This is a genomic window from Microbulbifer jejuensis (assembly GCF_047289955.1).
Taxonomy (GTDB): domain Bacteria; phylum Pseudomonadota; class Gammaproteobacteria; order Pseudomonadales; family Cellvibrionaceae; genus Microbulbifer.
This window is the reverse complement of record NZ_JBLBUB010000007.1, coordinates 152817-171279: the sequence shown is the minus strand read 5'-3', so window position 1 is coordinate 171279 and position 18463 is coordinate 152817. Positions and strand designations below refer to the sequence as shown.

The 18463-nt window shown below is 52.0% G+C and carries 15 protein-coding genes; 2 read left to right on the top strand and 13 right to left on the bottom strand.

What is annotated here, in order from left to right; translation table 11 throughout:
* Positions 1-230 precede the first annotated feature (230 nt).
* The 6 genes from ACL7TT_RS06650 to glmU form a co-directional block, all read right to left on the bottom strand.
* Positions 231-770, bottom strand: a complete 540-nt coding sequence (locus ACL7TT_RS06650) for a pyridoxamine 5'-phosphate oxidase family protein (protein WP_413394119.1) — start codon at positions 768-770, stop codon at positions 231-233.
* 101 nt (positions 771-871) lie between these two features.
* Entirely contained in the window at positions 872-1126 is a 255-nt protein-coding gene (locus ACL7TT_RS06645; protein WP_299946352.1) for a hypothetical protein, read from the bottom strand.
* 82 nt (positions 1127-1208) lie between these two features.
* A complete protein-coding gene (locus tag ACL7TT_RS06640) occupies positions 1209-1934 on the bottom strand; it encodes an SMI1/KNR4 family protein (RefSeq protein WP_299946350.1) in 726 nt (241 codons plus the stop codon).
* 77 nt (positions 1935-2011) lie between these two features.
* A complete protein-coding gene (locus ACL7TT_RS06635) occupies positions 2012-2854 on the bottom strand; it encodes a DUF2262 domain-containing protein (RefSeq protein ID WP_413394117.1) in 843 nt (280 codons plus the stop codon).
* Between the two features lie 873 nt (positions 2855-3727).
* Positions 3728-3916, bottom strand: a complete 189-nt coding sequence (gene csrA / locus ACL7TT_RS06630) for a carbon storage regulator CsrA (protein ID WP_413394115.1) — start codon at positions 3914-3916, stop codon at positions 3728-3730.
* 1042 nt (positions 3917-4958) lie between these two features.
* A complete protein-coding gene (gene glmU, locus ACL7TT_RS06625; protein ID WP_413394113.1) occupies positions 4959-6323 on the bottom strand; it encodes a bifunctional UDP-N-acetylglucosamine diphosphorylase/glucosamine-1-phosphate N-acetyltransferase GlmU in 1365 nt (454 codons plus the stop codon).
* Positions 6324-6546: 223 nt separating this feature from the next.
* On the opposite strand from glmU, the gene ACL7TT_RS06620 reads away from it, so the two are divergent.
* On the top strand, positions 6547-9900 hold the full coding sequence (locus ACL7TT_RS06620; protein ID WP_413394111.1) for an amidohydrolase family protein: 3354 nt from the start codon (positions 6547-6549) through the stop codon (positions 9898-9900).
* Positions 9901-9976: 76 nt separating this feature from the next.
* Here ACL7TT_RS06620 and ACL7TT_RS06615 read toward each other — a convergent pair whose 3' ends face one another.
* On the bottom strand, positions 9977-10609 hold the full coding sequence (locus ACL7TT_RS06615; RefSeq protein ID WP_413394109.1) for a glutathione S-transferase family protein: 633 nt from the start codon (positions 10607-10609) through the stop codon (positions 9977-9979).
* Between the two features lie 212 nt (positions 10610-10821).
* On the opposite strand from ACL7TT_RS06615, the gene ACL7TT_RS06610 reads away from it, so the two are divergent.
* Positions 10822-10998, top strand: coding sequence for a hypothetical protein (locus tag ACL7TT_RS06610; RefSeq protein ID WP_413394108.1), 177 nt, complete (start codon positions 10822-10824; stop codon positions 10996-10998).
* Positions 10999-11091: 93 nt separating this feature from the next.
* Here the strand turns inward: ACL7TT_RS06610 and ACL7TT_RS06605 are convergent, their stop codons facing one another.
* From ACL7TT_RS06605 to atpG, 6 genes are all read right to left on the bottom strand, one after another.
* Complete coding sequence (locus ACL7TT_RS06605) at positions 11092-11856, bottom strand: hypothetical protein (protein ID WP_413394106.1); 765 nt, start codon at positions 11854-11856, stop codon at positions 11092-11094.
* A gap of 713 nt (positions 11857-12569) precedes the next feature.
* Positions 12570-13169, bottom strand: a complete 600-nt coding sequence (locus ACL7TT_RS06600; RefSeq protein ID WP_413394103.1) for a hypothetical protein — start codon at positions 13167-13169, stop codon at positions 12570-12572.
* Between the two features lie 118 nt (positions 13170-13287).
* Complete coding sequence (locus ACL7TT_RS06595; RefSeq protein ID WP_413394101.1) at positions 13288-15567, bottom strand: hypothetical protein; 2280 nt, start codon at positions 15565-15567, stop codon at positions 13288-13290.
* Between the two features lie 60 nt (positions 15568-15627).
* On the bottom strand, positions 15628-16047 hold the full coding sequence (locus ACL7TT_RS06590) for a F0F1 ATP synthase subunit epsilon (protein WP_020413901.1): 420 nt from the start codon (positions 16045-16047) through the stop codon (positions 15628-15630).
* An 18-nt stretch (positions 16048-16065) separates the two neighbouring features.
* Positions 16066-17469 carry a F0F1 ATP synthase subunit beta gene (atpD, locus tag ACL7TT_RS06585; protein ID WP_413394099.1) on the bottom strand — a complete coding sequence of 468 codons (1404 nt, stop codon included), beginning with the start codon at positions 17467-17469 and terminating at the stop codon, positions 16066-16068.
* Positions 17470-17528: 59 nt separating this feature from the next.
* Positions 17529-18389, bottom strand: coding sequence for a F0F1 ATP synthase subunit gamma (gene atpG / locus ACL7TT_RS06580; protein WP_299946322.1), 861 nt, complete (start codon positions 18387-18389; stop codon positions 17529-17531).
* Between the last annotated feature and the right edge of the window lie 74 nt (positions 18390-18463).

The following is an 18463-nucleotide window of genomic DNA, read 5'->3' as shown; positions in this document are numbered from 1 at the left end:
TACTGAAAGCCTCCGAGCGCTGGACGCACCCGATCCAGAACTGGAACTTGACGCTGTCACAGCTGACGATCCACTTCCCGGATCGCCTGGAGAAATATATCAGCCTATGAGGCTACTTGGCTGACACAGAGTTTTGAACACCCTCCTAACGCCCAGCGTAACGGCGAACAAAGCGTAGCGTAGTGAGCCCAGGCCCACAGGGTCGGTGTTGCCGCTGCTTGTTATACATTTTAAATTATTCCAGTGTCCTTACCGTCAAGGCTTTTAGTATTTTTCTCTTGCCAATATTCCTCTACACCTTTTCGCCCTCGGTTGTCGGCCCACTTTCTCAGTGTCGGTCTTTCACCAACTAATTCATAAAAGGGCACTGCGTAGCCACATGAGGTTTGAACCAGCTCCAAATTTAACTCAAATATCTGACGTGCTCCGGTGTATTCGGGAAATAGTTTTACTTGACTAGGCCAATCTTTATCTCGAGGGTGGATGATTTTTACCTGACCATACAATCTCAATATAAGTGGCTGCTTATCAAATGAACAGAACATTATGGTCATTCGATTGTTTTCTAGAATGTGGGCTGCCGTTTCATTCCCGCTTCCAGTAAGGTTGAGCCACGCCACTTTGGAATTATTTACTACTCTAAAGCTATCCATGCCTTTTGGGGAAACATTAACGAAGCCTTCACTTGCGGCAGTACCGACAAAGAAAATATGTTGGTTCCCAATGAAATCTATATGCTTTTCAGTCAAGGCTTTAAATTTTTCTGCCACATGACCTCCTCATGTATAACGTTCGCATTTGCGGCAGCTGGAGCATAGCGTAAGCCGTCCGGCCGCGATAGCGGCGAACAACATGCGCTTATTATACGTAGTTAGCCCCATATAAGCCATCCGATGGCTACCCCTAAAACCAAACAAGAAACTCCTATTTTAATCCATAATTTATGCTCTGCGCTATTCTCCATTATGGCGCCTTGAATGTATAAATCTAGAGCTTTCCCTGCTGTCTCTGAAGATGGATGGTCGTCTTCAGGAGGGTAATCTAATGCAGACAAAATATAAGGCGCCTGGGTCTTTACTAACTTCCCGATGGTCTCTGCTTCATCGTAATACTGAGAAATATCCATTGTCGTATCTACGTATAACGCCGTTGGCATGGGCCGAGCAAAGCGAAGGCGAAGGCGAACATGTCCAACCTTGTTAGGGCTTTCACCACTCAACCTCTGTTAGTTTGGCCATAAAGTCATTAAAGGAATTTGCCACTGGAACAAATCTATTTCTCAACAGTTCGAATTCGCAATCTTCAGGCAAACTTTCTAAACTGTTTATGACTTGATATGGTTCAAATTCAGACAATTCATTTGTTTTCTTTATCTGGCTTCGATCAAAGCCATATTTTTCTAGAGTATTTAACAGTTTCTGCTCGTAGTAACAGTAACCAAACTTTTCTAGCATAAATTTACGACCGAATATCGAATACATATAGCCGTCATAATAGTAATAGACCTGACCAAAATCTCTTTGGTCTGTAGATATTGCAAAGAGACTACCAGATGAGTCTTCCTCGTATGCGAAAGACATCATATTGTCAGGAAGAACATCAAAATTTTCTTTAGAGTTTTCATTAGATGCAAACAGTTCTGGCCAGTTTGTATTTGAAGGTTCATTACCATCGAAACGGTCATACCAAACGCCAAAAATGCCTGCCACATCTGCCTTTTCTATGAATGGCAAATCAATTTTAAGCTGTATTCCAATTTCCAATTCTTCGTCATTAGGCGAAAATAAACAACCGTTTGTTTCTTGTAGAAAATCGCCATATTCACTTGGAAATTTTTTGTATCCAAATCTTTCTTTAAGGCGATTACTAACGTCTAAAATATCATCTGGAGTTAACGAAGGAAATTGAGGTATAACCTCTATATTCTTGAACATATTTAGATTTCTTTAAAGTGTCCTAACGCCCGCAGCAAAGGCGAGCAACTTGTTGCGAGTCCTGTTGCTTGCACTTGTTAGCCTGAGATACCTGCTTCACTAAGGCCATCAGTTAGTGAGCCAGAAATTATAATCGAATGCCCCAAGAACATGTCACCATCATCATGACGAAACTCGAATTTTCCATCAGGATAAACCGTAATAAATAGCAACTCCATTGAATTAATAAAATCTGACGCAGTAAATTCCTTTTCCCCTTCAAGCCAATTCTTATTCATTACTTCAAGGAGTTCAGAAACTGCATAGTCTGCAATTTTCTTAGACCAGTCACCAGATTGACTATACAGAGCCTCTATAGTTTTTAGACTACTACTGATAGAACCATCTTCTTCATCTACAGAGACCGAAAGTTCTACTGGCTCTCCCTGCCAATTTATTGTGCCTTCAAAACAATCTAACGACCTATCAAGCACTAAGACACCAAACTCCGGGTGGGTAACTTCTACTGGCTCTTTATATTTTTCTAGTGCTGCTTTAAGTTCAATGTCATCCGGGGTATCTAAAATGGATAATAGTTGTGCTCTAGCATCACCGAACGGACTCTCTTTTGAGAGCTTAACTTTAAATTGCACCAAGGATTCTCGCTCAACGTGATCTTGAATAAGTTTTAACTCGCTGTAAGTAAGATCATTCGAAAAAATGAGAGGTGAATTGTTTATTTTTTTTCCAAGCTCTTTCCAGGCTATTAGAGATAGTTTCAATGACCAGTATTCATCTCCCGGAACTTTGCCTGCTCCTCGCTTATTACCTACTGCATCACGAGCTCCAACCACACCTGTTATTATTGTTTCTGGCAGCTCAGCGAATTCTCTATGAAGTTTTTCCTTTTTAATAGAGGCCTCTTTAAATATATCTTCCATCTATCTCATTCCCCAATAAGGCTAACCTTTATATACTGATCACCATGACCAGTATTTCTGGATTCTTTTTGTGCCAAAATTTCAAAAACCCAATTGCAATCAATTAGATAAAATAATTTAGCACTATCGAACCACCTAAAATCATAATCACTGCAACCATTATCCCAAAATTCATCAATAAATGTAACCCCTTGGATTTATTGAACTTTTAGGAAAAGTTAGCGCCCTCTCAAAAATAACGGTCAGGCTGACCAAATTGCCCTTTCGCACTCGGTTACAGCATCGGTAAAGTCAAAGCTATTAATTACAGGTATCTCTCAATGAATGTTAATCCCAGCCCTGTTCCTCTGAATTCTTTTCACTACATGGATCATTTACAAACCTGAAAACTTTCCGTGTCACTAAAGACCGGATTGGACAGAACACAAGGCTCCAGCCTGGTATGCTTATCCACTTTAACAAATTTCGCTGTGCGCGATTTATCGGATAAACATATCGCCAACCCCCGCGCTAATAATACATTAAGTGGGTGAATGGCCCTCTCAGATCCTCTACAAACCCGTTGTTCAGTGCAAAGCCTGTGTCCCATTTTTTGCGTTCTGGTGCTGAAAACCATAGCCCGCAGCAATAGAAAAAAACCTTCACAACGAACCAAGCGGATTCGCTGCTGGCCTGGTGCCAGGCTGCCAGTCAATACCGGTAAACGCCAGAGGGAGAGCGCTGGCATTACCGGTTTATTTCACACAACGGAATTTTTGAAAACCAATCACTGAAAGACGGTATGGGGTATGCGTATTGGGCATTCTCAAGCAATACGCAGCGGCGGCTACACAGGATTCTTGACAGGCTCCCCCCACTGGGCGAGCCGGTTTCTCAACGGCCCCCTTTGTTTAGCTCCTCTTCCTTTTGGATACGTCTATACACTTCCTCACGGTGTACGGGCAGGGATTTGGGGGCCGCGATACCCACTCTGACCTGATTGCCTGAAATACCCAATACGGTGACGGAAACATTTTTTCCAATTCTGAGGTTCTCGCCTGGCCGGCGTTTTACAACCAACATAAACCTTTCCTTCCGGATCGCAAATCCTGGAGTGATTTTTTGTGATGGGAATAGCTGGAAAATAACGACGGGAGACAAGGCAGGGTGGCGCACGGGAACGGTAGGCGGTAAAGCAGAACCGGCGGATGCAACGCTCCCAGAGCCTGGGCAACTGCCCCAAGCGCCTGAAGGGGGCCCACTTTATTGAAGACGAGCGGGCTTCTAGCGTATTATCCATAGAGCCATTTTGATAGTTCGCTTATCAATTTGGTTAGCTGGCCTTTGGTGTTTCCGGCACCTTGGGCCAGCGCCTTTTACTTACGCTTAGGTCACGTACCGTTCTCCTGTGGAAGGGAAGGGGTTTGGGAAAATGCCTGGGTATTTCGATGCTATTGGGCCATTGGCGCAGAGCGGCTGGCCCAATTACTACCCATCACGCAGATAAATATTTATCGATCTTACGCCGCTCTTGCAGGAAAGAAAACGCAATACCATCCAATAAGATAATTTTGGTGCCACTATTTCTATTGATATACGCACGAAAAAACGCAATGGCTTCATTAATACCACCCGTTGAATGGGTCCGCTTTATTGCCATGCACCAGAGAATATCCCGGTGTGAGTTTGCATCGACAATCGCACCCGCCCGACCGGCAAAACGGCACGTATAAGCAGCCACACCGGGTCAACGAAGACCCCAGCCACGCTCGACGCCAGCAAGCTACCCGCAGGCTTTGGCTTTTCGTTTGAACGCACGCTGGCCGATACCCCACCGATTACCTCCAAGCCGAGAATCAACACGGTGAATCGACTTTGCGTAGCGTGTCTGTTGGTGCTCACTCAGTGGAGGTCCTGCAGGGTCTGGGCTATCTGTCCCCGTTTATTCCGATAACGAAGCGATGTCGAAACGGGCAAGTGGCTGCACTCTGGACTTTTATATCGGGGCGCGCCCCTTTGGATTCCCGAGGCGCAAATCTAACGGTAAGAAGTGGGCTGAACCCGCACGCCGTGGGCATGCCCGCTGGTATTCACCCCGTCACCGGAGCAGGCTTGAGACAGGCGGTCACTGGCGTTTTTTGGCCGGGCGCTGCCAGCCGGAAATATTGCGCTGTCTGCCCCGTGCCACAGCCAGCTCATCCGCGCCCACTTCGCAGGTAATGGTGGAACCCGCCCCCACAGTGGCGCCCACGCCCACTTTCACCGGCGCCACCAGCGCGGTATTGGAGCCGATAAAAGCGCCGTCGCCAATTTCAGTGAGGAACTTGTTCACACCATCGTAGTTGCAGGTGATGGTGCCGGCACCAACATTCACCGCTTCCCCTACGGCGGCATCGCCCACATAGGAGAGGTGATTGACCTTGCTGCCGACGCCGATGGTTGCTTTCTTGATCTCGACAAAGTTACCCACCCTGGCGCCCGTGGCCAGTTGGGTACCGGGGCGCAGGCGGGCAAAGGGGCCGATGCTGCAGGCCTCCGCAACGTCCGCCTGCTCAATCACAGAATTGGCCTCCACACGGGTACCATCTGCCAGACGGCAGTTTTTCAACAGGCAGTTGGGCCCAATCTGCACCCCCTTGCCCAGGGAGACCTTCCCCTCAAAAACGCAGTTGATGTCGATGGATACGTCGGTTTCGCATTCCAGGCTGCCGCGGATATCAATCCGTGCTGGGTCGAGCAGGGTGACCCCGGCATCCATCAGTGCCACCGCGCGGGTGTGTTGCAGGGCGCGCTCCATCTGCGCCTGCTGTGCGCGGCTGTTCACCCCCGCCACTTCCAAGGCATCGCTGGCGCGCACCCCGGTGACGGCGATCTCCTCACTGACCGCGCGGGCGATCACATCCGTGAGGTAGTATTCACCCTGGGCATTGTCGCAGGACAATTCAGGCAACCAGCGCGCCAGCAGTTCCGCCGGCGCCGCCAGTATGCCAGTATTCACTTCGCGGATACCCAGGGTGGCTGCATCGGCATCCTTCTCCTCAACAATCGCCTGTACGCGGCCCGCATCGTCGCGCACTATGCGCCCGTAGCCGGCGGGGTTGGCCATCTCTACCGACAGCAGCGTGGGGCCTTTATCCGCCGCTGACAACAACGACTGCAGGGTGCCCGCCTTGACCAGTGGCACATCGCCGTAGAGTACCAACACCGAGGCCCCCTGGCGGAAATGGGGGATCGCCTGTGCCACAGCATGGCCGGTACCCAGTTGCTCGGCCTGCTGCACAAACCGCACGCCGCTGTCGGCGAAGTGCGCTTGCACCTGCTCGGCACCGTGCCCCACAACCACCGTGATGTTCACTTCTTCAAGCTGCCTGGCCGTTTCAATCACACGCCCCAGCATGGGGATACCGCCGATCGGGTGCAGTACCTTGGGCAAATCCGAACGCATGCGAGAGCCTTTGCCCGCCGCCAAAACCACAACATCGATAGTCATCTTGAATCAAAATCCCGCTAGGTCAGTCGGGGCGCATTGTGGCCAGTCTGCCCCACGAACTCAAGAGCCCCTCACCCCGGCGCAGCAGGTTGGCGCTCAACGCATTTCGATTGCCGCCCACCCCCTATACCGGTAGCTTACCTTCTGTAAAATCAACAGGTTGCTTACCCAAAAAGAACACACTGTACCGCCGTACCCAGACTATGGCGGGGGGATATTTATCATGACCACAATCAAGCACACCAAGCCGCGCCGGCGTTTGCTGGCTCTGGCTGCACTGGCCCTCACCCTGCCGATGGCCACGGCCGCTGAAGCCGCTAAACAGCCACCAGAGCCGGCTGCAGAGGCTAAAGAAGCCCAGCAGGAACCCTCCTGGGATATCAACAAGCCGGCTTACGAATTTAAGCCAATCCAGCTGGATACCCGCGAGACTACCTGGAGCAACCTGGATATCAGTCCGGATGGTCAAACCCTCCTGTTCGATATGCTGGGGGATATCTACACGGTGCCGGTTAGCGGCGGTGAGGCCATAGCCCTGACCACTGAGATCGCCTGGAATATGCAACCGCGCTTCAGCCCGGATGGCAAAACCATCGTATTTATCAGCGACCGCGATGGCGCCGACAATATCTGGCTGATGGACCGCAACGGCGAAAACCTGCGCCAGCTAACAACGGAAAAGGAAAACCTACTGCACTCACCCAACTGGAGCCCCGATGGCCAGTATCTGGTGGCGCGCAAGGGCTTTATGTCCGGGCGCAGTATCCCCGCCGGGGAAATCTGGATGTATCATTACGGTGGTGGTGACGGGCGCCAACTGAAAAAGCGCATCGGCGGTGAGATCGCGCAGAAGAATATTTCCGACCCGGCTTTCTCCCCGGATGGGCGCTACGTCTATTATGCCATCGACACCACCCCCGGCACCGTTTGGAAGTACAACAAAAACTCCACCCAGGAGATTTTTGCCATCAACCGCTACGACCTGCAGGACGGCGAAGAGGAGACCTTTATCTCCGGTCCAGGCGGCGCAGTGGCACCGGTACCCTCCCCGGATGGCAGCAAACTGGCGTTTATCCGCCGCCAGGACAACCAGACTTCCCTGTTCCTGAAAGACCTGGACACCGGCCTGGAAACCCCCGTTTACTCCGGCCTGGAGCGGGACCTGCAGGAGATCTTCGGCCCCCATGGCAACTATGTGCAATACGACTGGATGCCCGACGGCGAGTCACTGATCGTGTGGACCGGTGGTAAGTTCCTGCGTATCTCGGTACACGGCGACAGCGTTGCGCCAATTGAAACCCACGTAAAAGTCGAGAAGCAGGTGGCCGATGCGGTGCGCTTCCCGGTGGAGGTGGCTCCGGAAACCTTCGATGTAAAGATGATCCGCTGGGCACAGAAATCTCCCAACGGCAAACAAGTGGCATTCCAGGCCCTGGGCAAAATCTATCTACAGGATATCGACAGCGGTGAGCGCCGCCGCCTGACCCGTCAGAATGACCACTTCGAGTTTTACCCCAGCTGGTCCCGGGATGGCCGCGAGATCACCTATGTCACCTGGGATGACGAAAAGCTCGGCCATGTGCGCGTGGTTTCCGCGCGCAATGGCCGCGGCAGGAACATCACCAGCCAGCCGGGCCTGTATGTGGAACCGACTTTCTCCCCCAGCGGTGATACCGTGGCTTACCGCCGATTTACCGGCGGTTACCTGCTCAGCCCCGAGTACGCTCTGGAGCCGGGTATCTACCTGGCCGATGCCGGTGGCGACTGGCAGCGCCGAGTAGTGAAGTCCGGTTATGAGCCCCACTTTGGTGCCACCGGTGACCGTATTTATTTCTCTGAATATGTTGGCGCCGACGGCGGTAAACGCGTGCTGAAGAGCACCAACCTGGAAGGCAAGGACGAGCGCGAGCATCTGCACGGTGCCGAAATCACTTCCTTCCGCTTGTCCCCCGACGGACAATGGGTTGCCTTTACCCAGGACTTCAAAGCTTTTGTTGCGCCCTTTATGCACACCGGCAAGTCCGAGGTGATCGGCCCCGATAGCAAGGCGGTTACAGTCACCCGGGTATCCAAACGCGCCGGCGAAAACCTGCATTGGTCCACCGATAGCAACACTCTGGGGTGGGCCCACGGCCCCTGGCTGTTCGAGCGCGAACTGAAGGACGCCTTCAGCTTTGTCGACGGCGCTCCGGAGGCGCTGCCGGAGCCGGTTTCCGAAGGTATCAACCTGGGCTTTAAACAACCCTTCGACAACCGTGCGGGGCTGGTCGCTCTGACCGGCGGTACCGTTGTCACCATGCGCGATGCGGAGAACACCCGCGAAATTATCGAGAATGGGGTTGTTCTGTTGCGCAGTAACCGCATTGTGGCGGTGGGCCCCGCTGCTGAGGTGGAAATTCCTGCGCAAGCGAAGCGCATCGATGTCACCGGCAAGACCGTACTGCCGGGCCTGATCGATGCCCACGCCCACGGCGCCCAGGGTCGCGAAGAGATTATCCCGCAGCAGAACTGGAATCTGTTCTCCAGCCTGGCCTTCGGGGTAACCACCATTCACGACCCCTCCAACGACAGCAGCGAGATCTTCTCCGCTGCGGAAATGCAGAAGGCCGGCCTGATTACCGGACCGCGTATCTTCTCCACCGGCACCATTCTCTACGGTGCCAAGGGCCCCGGCTACAAAGCCAAGATCCACTCACTGGAAGATGCCCGCTTCCACGTCAACCGCCTCAAGGAGATGGGCGCGATCTCGGTGAAGAGCTACAACCAGCCCCGCCGTGACCAGCGCCAGCAGGTCCTGCAGGCAGCCCGCGAGGCCGGTATCATGGTGGTGCCGGAGGGCGGCGGTAAGTACCAGCACAATATGAATATGATTGTGGACGGGCACACCGGTATCGAGCACTCCCTGCCCATCGCCAATGTCTACGGCGATGTGGAGCAGCTGTGGAGCCAGACCCGGGTGGGTTACACACCGACCTTTGTGGTGGCCTACGGCGGCCTCTGGGGCGAGGAGTACTGGTATGACCGCACCGAGGTGTGGAAAAACCAGCGCCTGACCCGCTTTACCCCGGACTTTATCGTGAACCCGCGCTCCATCCGCCGCCCCACGGCGCCGGATGCCCACTACAACCACTTTAACGTGGCGCGCCAGGCCAAGCAGCTGCGCGACGAGGGTGTCACTGTGCATATCGGTGCCCACGGCCAGCGCGAGGGTCTGGGCGCCCACTGGGAGTTGTGGATGATGGGGCAGGGTGGCTTCACCCCCTGGGAAGCCTTCCGCGCCGGTACCATTGACGGTGCCCGCTACCTGGGTATGGATGGGGATATCGGCAGCATCGAGGCGGGCAAACTGGCGGATCTGATCGTGGTGGAGGGCAACCCCCTGGAAAACCTGCGCCTGTCTGAAAATATCGCCTACACGGTGATCAACGGCCGGGTGTTCGAGGCGGAGACCATGAATGAGCTGGGCAGAGGCGAGCGTCTGGCATTCTTCCACGAACGCCTGCCCATCAGCGCCATGCCGGCGCCCACCGCCGAAGCCATTCAAGCGAAGAGGGAGCGGCATCACTGGGTGCACTGATTGCATAAACCCCCAGGGCACCAAAAAGGCCGGCAATGAAAATTGCCGGCCTTTTTATTGGGCCAAGACACTGCCATCAGGTTTCGCTGGCCTTCTCAACCAGCGCATCGTCCAGTTCTGCGGCCCGTTTCAACGCGGGGCGCTGCTGTAACCGCGCAAAGTAGTCCACAAACGCATCCCGTTTTTCCAGCGTACCGAATTGCATGCCCCAGCCAATGTGGGAACCCACATAGACATCGGCTGCGGTAAAGCGCTCACCGGCGATAAAGGGGTTGGCTGTTACCGCCAGTGACAAGGTGTTCAGGGTGTTTTCATAGTTACCATACCCCAGCATCCTCTCCTTTTCCGCCTCTGGCTTCTGCCTGAATACCGCCTTATTACTGAGCGCCGCCTCCAACGGCCCTGCGGCAAAAAAGAGCCAGCGATAGTAATTCGCCTTTTGTTCCGCTGTCCGAGGCAGAAGCTCTGCCTCAGGGAACATATCCGCCAGGTAAGCACAAATGGCAGCCGCCTCTGTGACCACATTGCCATTGTGGGTTATTGCCGGCACCTTGCCCATCGGGTTAATGGCCAGGTAGTGGGCAGCTTTCATGTCCGCATCATACGCCAGTACCACGGTCTTATAAGGAACGCCCACCTCTTCCAGCATCCAGCGCACGATGCGCCCACGGGACTGAGGGTTGGTATAGAAAATCAGATCCTCACGCATTGCATTTTCCTGCGGCTCAACAATAAAGGGGAGTTTATACATCGATAAAAAATCTATGCGAGGGATTTCGACGACAAAGAATCAACAAATTTTAGTATGGGAAAAAGGCTTCATATCCTATTGCCCCGACAAATTCAGCAATAGATAAAAAATAGCAGAAGCCGATTTACCCAATCGGGCTGGGATACAAGTGAGTAGATTTCCAGTGTTTAATGGCCGAGGACAAAGCGTTGCCCGTTGGATACCTTACCTATTACCCGCTTCCATTGGTGTATGCTTTAATTCCCTGGTTGTTGATCAAAGAGCTGTATGTCATCGACAGGATTGAATATCGCCGTCGAGGTGTGGGAAAAGCATTGATGTCGACGCTTGCCCGGGAAGCACAGTAACCGGGAAGGAACCGTGCGTAGCCTGAACTTGACCTGACAGATAGCTACTGACGAACCGATATGTCGGATCAAGTCTGAATTGCCACCTCTGATTTAGCGACCAAACTTAAGCTGAAAACAATTAAGTTGATCGCGCGTCGACATAAACTGGTTTTTGCAGCGACCGAGTAATTGTTCCGGGCTATGATCAAACGCCTTGGCACTTTCAATACATTGGGTTCGTGTGCTGGTGCTTATAAAAGCATTTTGACAAGCTTTGACGATAGCAAAAGGTTCATAGGTAAAGGGCTTTAACTGCTCCAGACAAGTGAGGCGACCCTGGGTAGATAAAGTGAAAGCGCTACAGGTTTTCAATGCACCTTTTTCTGAGTGGGGGTAGTTATTTATCAGCTGCACACATTTTTCGCGACTACTTCTGGAGTTAAAATGCTCACCGCAGATTTTGATACGCGCTGAATAGGCCAGGGCAAGTTCTTGCTGACTCGGCACAGGGACCTCTGGCTCAGTAACTTCATATCCATTCACTTGCACATACAAATTGCGCGCCAGTACAATTTCATCTTCGCTGTGAGTGCGATTGGAGAAAAGCGTGATGTGTTTTACACCTTCCACTTCAGTTTCAAAACGGAATCGGCCATTTTTCTTTTTCTTCATTCTGTGTATTTCACCCTCAATTTTTACACGAGAGCAGGACTGCATATCGTCCACAGCAAAGAAGGTGCCATTTGGCGTGCTATAGGCGTAAGCAATACCTTTGCAATCTTGCAGGTATTTAGAGGGCCACTTGGTGCTCAGCTTGGCGGCCTGTGCGCCACAGGCTATAGCACATAGAAGAATAAATAAAAAAGCCTTGTTCACTTTGAATCCCTGAAGACATTTCTCTAATAAATTGCATGCCATCCTGCTAAACTAACACTGAACCCGAGCTGAACCCGATCACAAAATGGCCAGCAAACACAGCCTCACTTATAACAGGATTTACACACAACGCCCATCCTGAGCATGGCCAAAACCCATATAATCGAACCCATCACGTCCGAGACAAAGAGAAAAGTTGTGGCCAAGCAAGGTAATTTTTCCATTCATGCTGCCCCAGCGGCGCAGGAAATTCTGGCCTGAGCAAGGCTTTAATAGAAAAACGCGGTAAAAAAAGTGTGCAGGTGTTGGTTTCCGACACTAGTAGAGTTCCACGTCCAAACCAAGAAATGGAGTACATCATCGAAATGAAGTTGCTTCGCGGCAATCAGAGCGTCACTACATTTCAGGTGCTGGAATGATCGTCCTCAAGCTGTACAGAATATAAAGACCATCAAGTTCGGTTGTGCCCTTGCCGTCAAGCCCCTATGGCAGCATCAGAAAGGCAATAAGCAAGGAAACCGGGCCTGGTGCCGCGCTCGCATCCATTGGACTGAAGTTTGAGGGCCGCCAACATCGCGGCGGAGACGACGCAAATAACATCGCCCACCTGCTGTCTTTCCGAAGTTTGAGCCTCTCCCTCTATGGAGTTGCTACTTTTCGCCTCTGTGATCGCCTTGAAATTGGGACAAGAAAGGCGTAAACGCCTTTCTTAACTAAAAGCTGCTGGAAATTAGCAGTCCAGTGGCATTCTCTATATCACCGGTGAGATATTGCTGGAAATACAGCCCCAGAGAAAAACGTTCAAAGTCTTTTTGGCCTGAGACCTTAGCGTATACGCCACCATCAATCCCAATGTTTTCATCGTAACAATTACTGCAATTATCTATGCCCCGCTCAGAGGCAAAAAGATGGGTGTAACCTGCCTGAGCGATGACGTTCATTCCCTGCTCTATAAACTGCCACTGATAGCCGGTAGCAACAAAAGCGGTAACCGCACTGGCACTAGAATCATTTACTGAAATATCACCGTCATTAAACAGGCCAGTTCCTTCAACAGCTTGTGAAAACTCCTGCTCATCGTCGTACTCCAAATAGCCCAGACCAAAACTGCTTATCCAATTATTTTGTAAGTAGTTGGCCGACACATCGATAGACCAGGCACTATCGCCAACACCTTCTAAGCCAGCTTGCTCACTGTCTAAGTTAACTTGAGATAGATTGGCTGAGAAAGACCACCGACTTTGTACATCTTGCTGCTCGGCAAGCGCAACAGAAGACCCAAGCACTAGGGCCAAACTAAGAATTTTTTTCATATTTACCTTACAAAAAAATGCGATTTTACAAGTTGGCAACAATTAATCAAGTTCAGGGCAAGTTCGCCTGGAATTTGAAATTGAAAAAAAACAGCCGGCATTTATAAGTCGCCTGTTACTATTGGGAAATCATCAAATATTGATTCGTTTCACTATCAAGCACTGCAACAGCGCGATTTGGTAATCCTAGATATGCTTCTCCGGTTTCAGGGTCTACAGCAGGCGATATCTTAAGATACTCATTTTTTTTCTTTGAAAGCTTGATTAAACTGGACCGGTCGCCGGTGTTCAGATCAATCGCCATAAGCTCTGTTTGCGTTTTTCCTGTATCTGGATCTTTTCCGAGGTAGTTATCCACTAACAAACGACTATTTTCTGCATCCAGGGTCAGTTGCCCTAAATCTATCAACTCCGGGCCGGCGCCCACCCCCCTGCCAGAGTGTAACTCTATATTACCTGTCTCCAGATTGACGGCTAATATGCCCCCGACTCCATCTGTTAGGTAAGCCCGATCTACATTTCTATCGACAACCATGTCAAGAAAGCTAAAAGGGAACTGGTCACTGTTTTCCAGGCAAGCGCCAAGTGTTCGATTTCCAGAGATTGGATCAATTCGCAAGAAACAAATTCCTTCATCAACCACGTCGGCAATTACCAGTAGTGAATTTCGTTTTCTGTCAAATGAAAAAACAAATATGGAGCGTATATTGGAGTCTCCCCCCTCTGAAACGTCAAGAATTTTCTGCCATTTTCCTGTTTCACGCGAGAGCGACTGAATTGAATGTGAGCCAGATTCATTCAGGCTTGCAAATATAGTCCCATCATTTGGGTTTGATTCGATGTGTGCTATCTCTCCCATAAGCGGCTCCGAAGCCCCAAATGGTGTACTCAAAGCTTTTCTATCACCTGTTTCCGGTTTGACTGAAATTAGCTGCTGAGCATAAGCGTTATTGTATTGCAGCAAATCACGACCGCTGCGATATATCTCATTGATCGCAATCAGTTCTCCCGTAAACTCATCAAAGTGAATCTCCTGAAGCTCTGTGAAAACAGGGCCAACCCCCCGAGTGGTTGGACTTACTTGTCGACGTTGCCCGGTTTGCTTATTAATCGCAATGGTGTGGCCACTCAGACAGGAGTTCACGAGAATAGAGGACCCAGCATTAGCAAATCCGTAGCGAGCCCACTCGAAAATCTGGTTATTCGGGGCACCGCTGCTCCCAGGGGAAATGACTTTCCGATCACCTGTGGAGAGATTTATTGCCAGCAATTGATTATACAAGTTACCGATGTAGGCTATGCCTTCAGTGAGATCTACTGAGAGCCCGGCAGTATGGTTGAGCTCAGGGCCACTGCCAACGGCCGGGCCTGATAATTCCGTTACGGTGCTGTCAGTAAGGTCTAGTTCATACAGGGCGGTTAATGTCGATACAAAAAATCGCCCGCCAACCACCTGAAAGCCAGGCGTAAACGAGCTCACCTTATTTCCCGCGGAATCTTTCCAGCTTCCTAAATAGGTTCGCTTGCCCGTTGTTGGATCGACGGCAACTACATAGGAAGCCCACCACTCCATTACGTAAATCATCCCTGTTGAGACATCAATGGATATTTGCGGCTCAGTACCAAAAGACGGCGAAGTTGAGGGCGATACAACCACAGGATTGGCAAACTCGCTATCGAAAGAAAGCAAGTTGTCATCCTTGATCAGCAAGTAGCGGCCACTCCCCGGGTCAAAAGCCGCTCCCGTAACCTCAGAGAAATCTCCACGTAGGGGTAACTCATCTCCACTAGCGAGGTTGAGAGCTAAAGGCGGATCAAACCTATAAGCGGCGCCGCCAATGGAATCATAAGCAATTGGGCTACAAAAACGATAACTATTGAAATGATTGTACGTATTTACTGTCGTTCTCGCTGCTTTGGAAGCCGTGTTTCCGCTAGTATCAGTAACTTCTACGATAATCTCTGAAAATTGCCCAGCCAGAAGCGGCACTTCAGCAGTCCAGGTTGCAAACCTGTCAGAACTTTTGGCTTCAATACCGTTTACAACGACTCCGGCTACGCCCTTATTGTCTGTTGACGTGCCTCTAACGATAATCTGTTCCTGATCAGTCCATAGACCTTCCGTGCGCGGAAATAAAATTTGCGCTGCTGGAAGCTCGTTATCATAATTCTCGTCAGACTCATTTTCACGAGGGGAATCTTCCGAAGCTGAGCCCCCACCTCCGGAACAGGACGCAATGATTGGTATTAGTAATGCTAGTAGGCAAAGGAATTTAATTTTTTTCGTCATTATTGGCTTCAAGAAAAGAGGAGTGATGAATTTTTTGGCAAAAAGGCCTTCCTCGCCTAATGCGGAAATGGTTGCTACCCCTTTGCCTATTGGCCCCGGAGTAAACAAAAAAACAGCCGAAGCTGCTTTTTTAAGTCCCCAGAAAATCGGGCTTTTTAAACCAAGCGTTTACTTGCCAGCCGCCTTGCGGATCGCCTGCAGGGTGCGCAGGCGCGCTTCGGCTTCGGCCAACTGGGCCGAGATGCGCGCGTAGTCAACTTCGGAGGGCGCTTTGTGCAAGGCGTGCTCCGCTTCCTCGCGGGCCTTCTGCGCAGCCTCTTCATCGATTTCGCGTTCGGCCACGTCGGCGAGGATGGTCACCATATTCGGTTGCACCTCGGCGTAGCCACCGCTGACGAACAATACCTCCTCTTCACCACCAGGTTTGATGATACGTACCGGTCCGGGCTTCAGGGCAGTGAGCAACTGCGCGTGACCATAGGAGAGGCCCAGCTCCCCCTCGATGCCACTCACAATCACCATCTGCACCAGTCCGGAGAAGAGGGACTGCTCGGCGCTGACAATGTCACAGTGTACTGTCATGGCCATAGTATATGCCTATCTCGATTAGCTTTCGGCCTTGTTGGCCTTTTCCACAGCTTCGTCGATGGTTCCCACCATGTAGAAGGCCTGTTCAGGCATGTGGTCATACTCACCGCTCAGGATGCCCTGGAAACCGCGGATGGTTTCTTTCAGGGAGACGTATTTACCCGGTGCGCCAGTAAAGATTTCCGCCACGTGGAAGGGTTGGGACAAAAAGCGCTCGATCTTGCGCGCGCGCGCTACGGTCTGCTTGTCTTCCTCGGACAACTCATCCATCCCCAGGATGGCGATAATGTCCTTCAACTCCTTATAGCGCTGCAGTACGGACTGCACACCGCGGGCCACTTCGTAGTGCTCCTGGCCAATCACCTGGGGGTCCAGTTGACGGGAGGTGGAGTCCAGCGGGTCTACCGCCGGGTAGATCCCTTTGGCGGCGATATCGCGGCTCAGTACCACAGTGGAATCCAGGTGCGCGAAGGTGGTGGCCGGAGACGGGTCTGTCAAATCGTCCGCCGGTACATACACCGCCTGGATAGAAGTAATGGAGCCGGTTTTGGTGGAGGTGATACGCTCCTGCAAAACGCCCATCTCTTCTGCCAGGGTCGGCTGATATCCCACCGCAGAGGGCATACGGCCGAGCAGGGCAGAGACTTCGGTTCCGGCAAGGGTGTAACGGTAGATGTTGTCGACGAACAGCAGTACGTCCTTGCCTTCATCACGGAATTTTTCCGCCATGGTAAGGCCGGTCAGGGCTACACGCAGACGGTTGCCGGGGGGCTCATTCATCTGGCCGTATACCATCGCCACCTTGGAGTTGCCTTTGTTGTCCAGGTCGACAACGCCGGACTCCGCCATCTCGTAATAGAAGTCGTTCCCTTCGCGGGTACGCTCGCCAACGCCGGCGAATACAGACAGACCGGAGTGCTCGGTGGCGATGTTGTTGATCAGCTCCATCATGTTAACGGTTTTACCAACACCGGCACCGCCGAAGAGGCCAACCTTGCCCCCCTTGGCGAACGGACAAACCAGGTCGATCACCTTGATGCCGGTTTCCAGCAGCTCGGTGGAGCTGGACTGCTCCTCGTAAGTGGGTGCCGCGCGGTGAATAGAGGCGCGCTCTTTCTCACCGATAGGGCCGCACTCGTCAATCGGGTTGCCGAGCACGTCCATGATGCGCCCGAGGGTTTCGTGGCCAACCGGCACGGAAACCGGAGCGCCGGTATTGTGCACGGCGAGACCGCGGCTGATACCTTCGGATGAACCCATGGCAATTGCGCGCACCACGCCATCGCCCAACTGCTGCTGCACTTCCATAGTGAGGTTCTTGCCCTCAACCACGAGTGCGTCGTAGACATTCGGAACGCTGTCGCGTGGGAACTCCACGTCGATGACCGCTCCGATCACTTGCACAATTTGTCCGTTACTCATTTCCGGATCCTCAGCTTTAAATTCTTTCAAGGTCGACCATTGCAGGTATCAGCAGGGGCTTAAACCGCCGCGGCGCCGCCGACAATTTCCGACAGCTCCTGGGTAATGGCCGCCTGGCGCGCCTTGTTGTAGACAAGCTGCAACTGATCGATCAGTTCGCCGGCATTGTCCGTAGCACTCTTCATCGCGATCATGCGCGCGGCCTGCTCACAGGCTTTGTTCTCTACGACCGCCTGGTATACCTGGGACTCGATATAGCGGGCCAGCAAGCCGTCCAGCAATTCCACCGGGTCCGGCTCGTAGAGGTAATCCCACGCTTGCATGAGTTGTTCGTCCTCGTCTTTCGGCAGCGGCAGCAATTGCTCAACCCGCGGCTTTTGCGACATGGTATTCACAAACTCATTGGAGACCAGGAACAGGCGATCAATATCACCTTCCGCAAAACGATCCAGCATCACCTTGACCGAGCCGATCAACTTGCTGGCCTGAGGCGCATCGCCCAGATCGCGCACCGCGGCAACAACCTTGCTGCCGATGGCGTTGAAGAAACCGGCCGCTTTGTTGCCCACAGCGCAGACTTCGACATCGACCCCTTTCTCGGACCAGGCTTGCATCTCGCGAATGGCCGCCTTGAACATATTGACATTCAGGCCACCACAGAGTCCGCGGTCTGTGGATACCAGTACAAAGCCAACCCGGCTGACCTCGCGCTCCTGCAGGTAAATATGCCGGTACTCCGCCGAGGCGTTGGCAACGTGACCAATCACCGCGCGTATGCGTCGGGCATAGGGGCGCCCCAGTGCCATGCGATCCTGAGCCCTGCGCATCTTGCTGGCCGCCACCATTTCCATTGCGGCAGTAATTTTCTGCGTGCTCTTGATACTGGCAATTTTTGTGCGTACTTCTTTTCCGCCTGCCATAGTGATTTACCTTGTTCGCTGGAAATGTGAATCTGGGGAAGGGCCGCTGTGGCCCCTCTTCCCGTGCTTTCCAG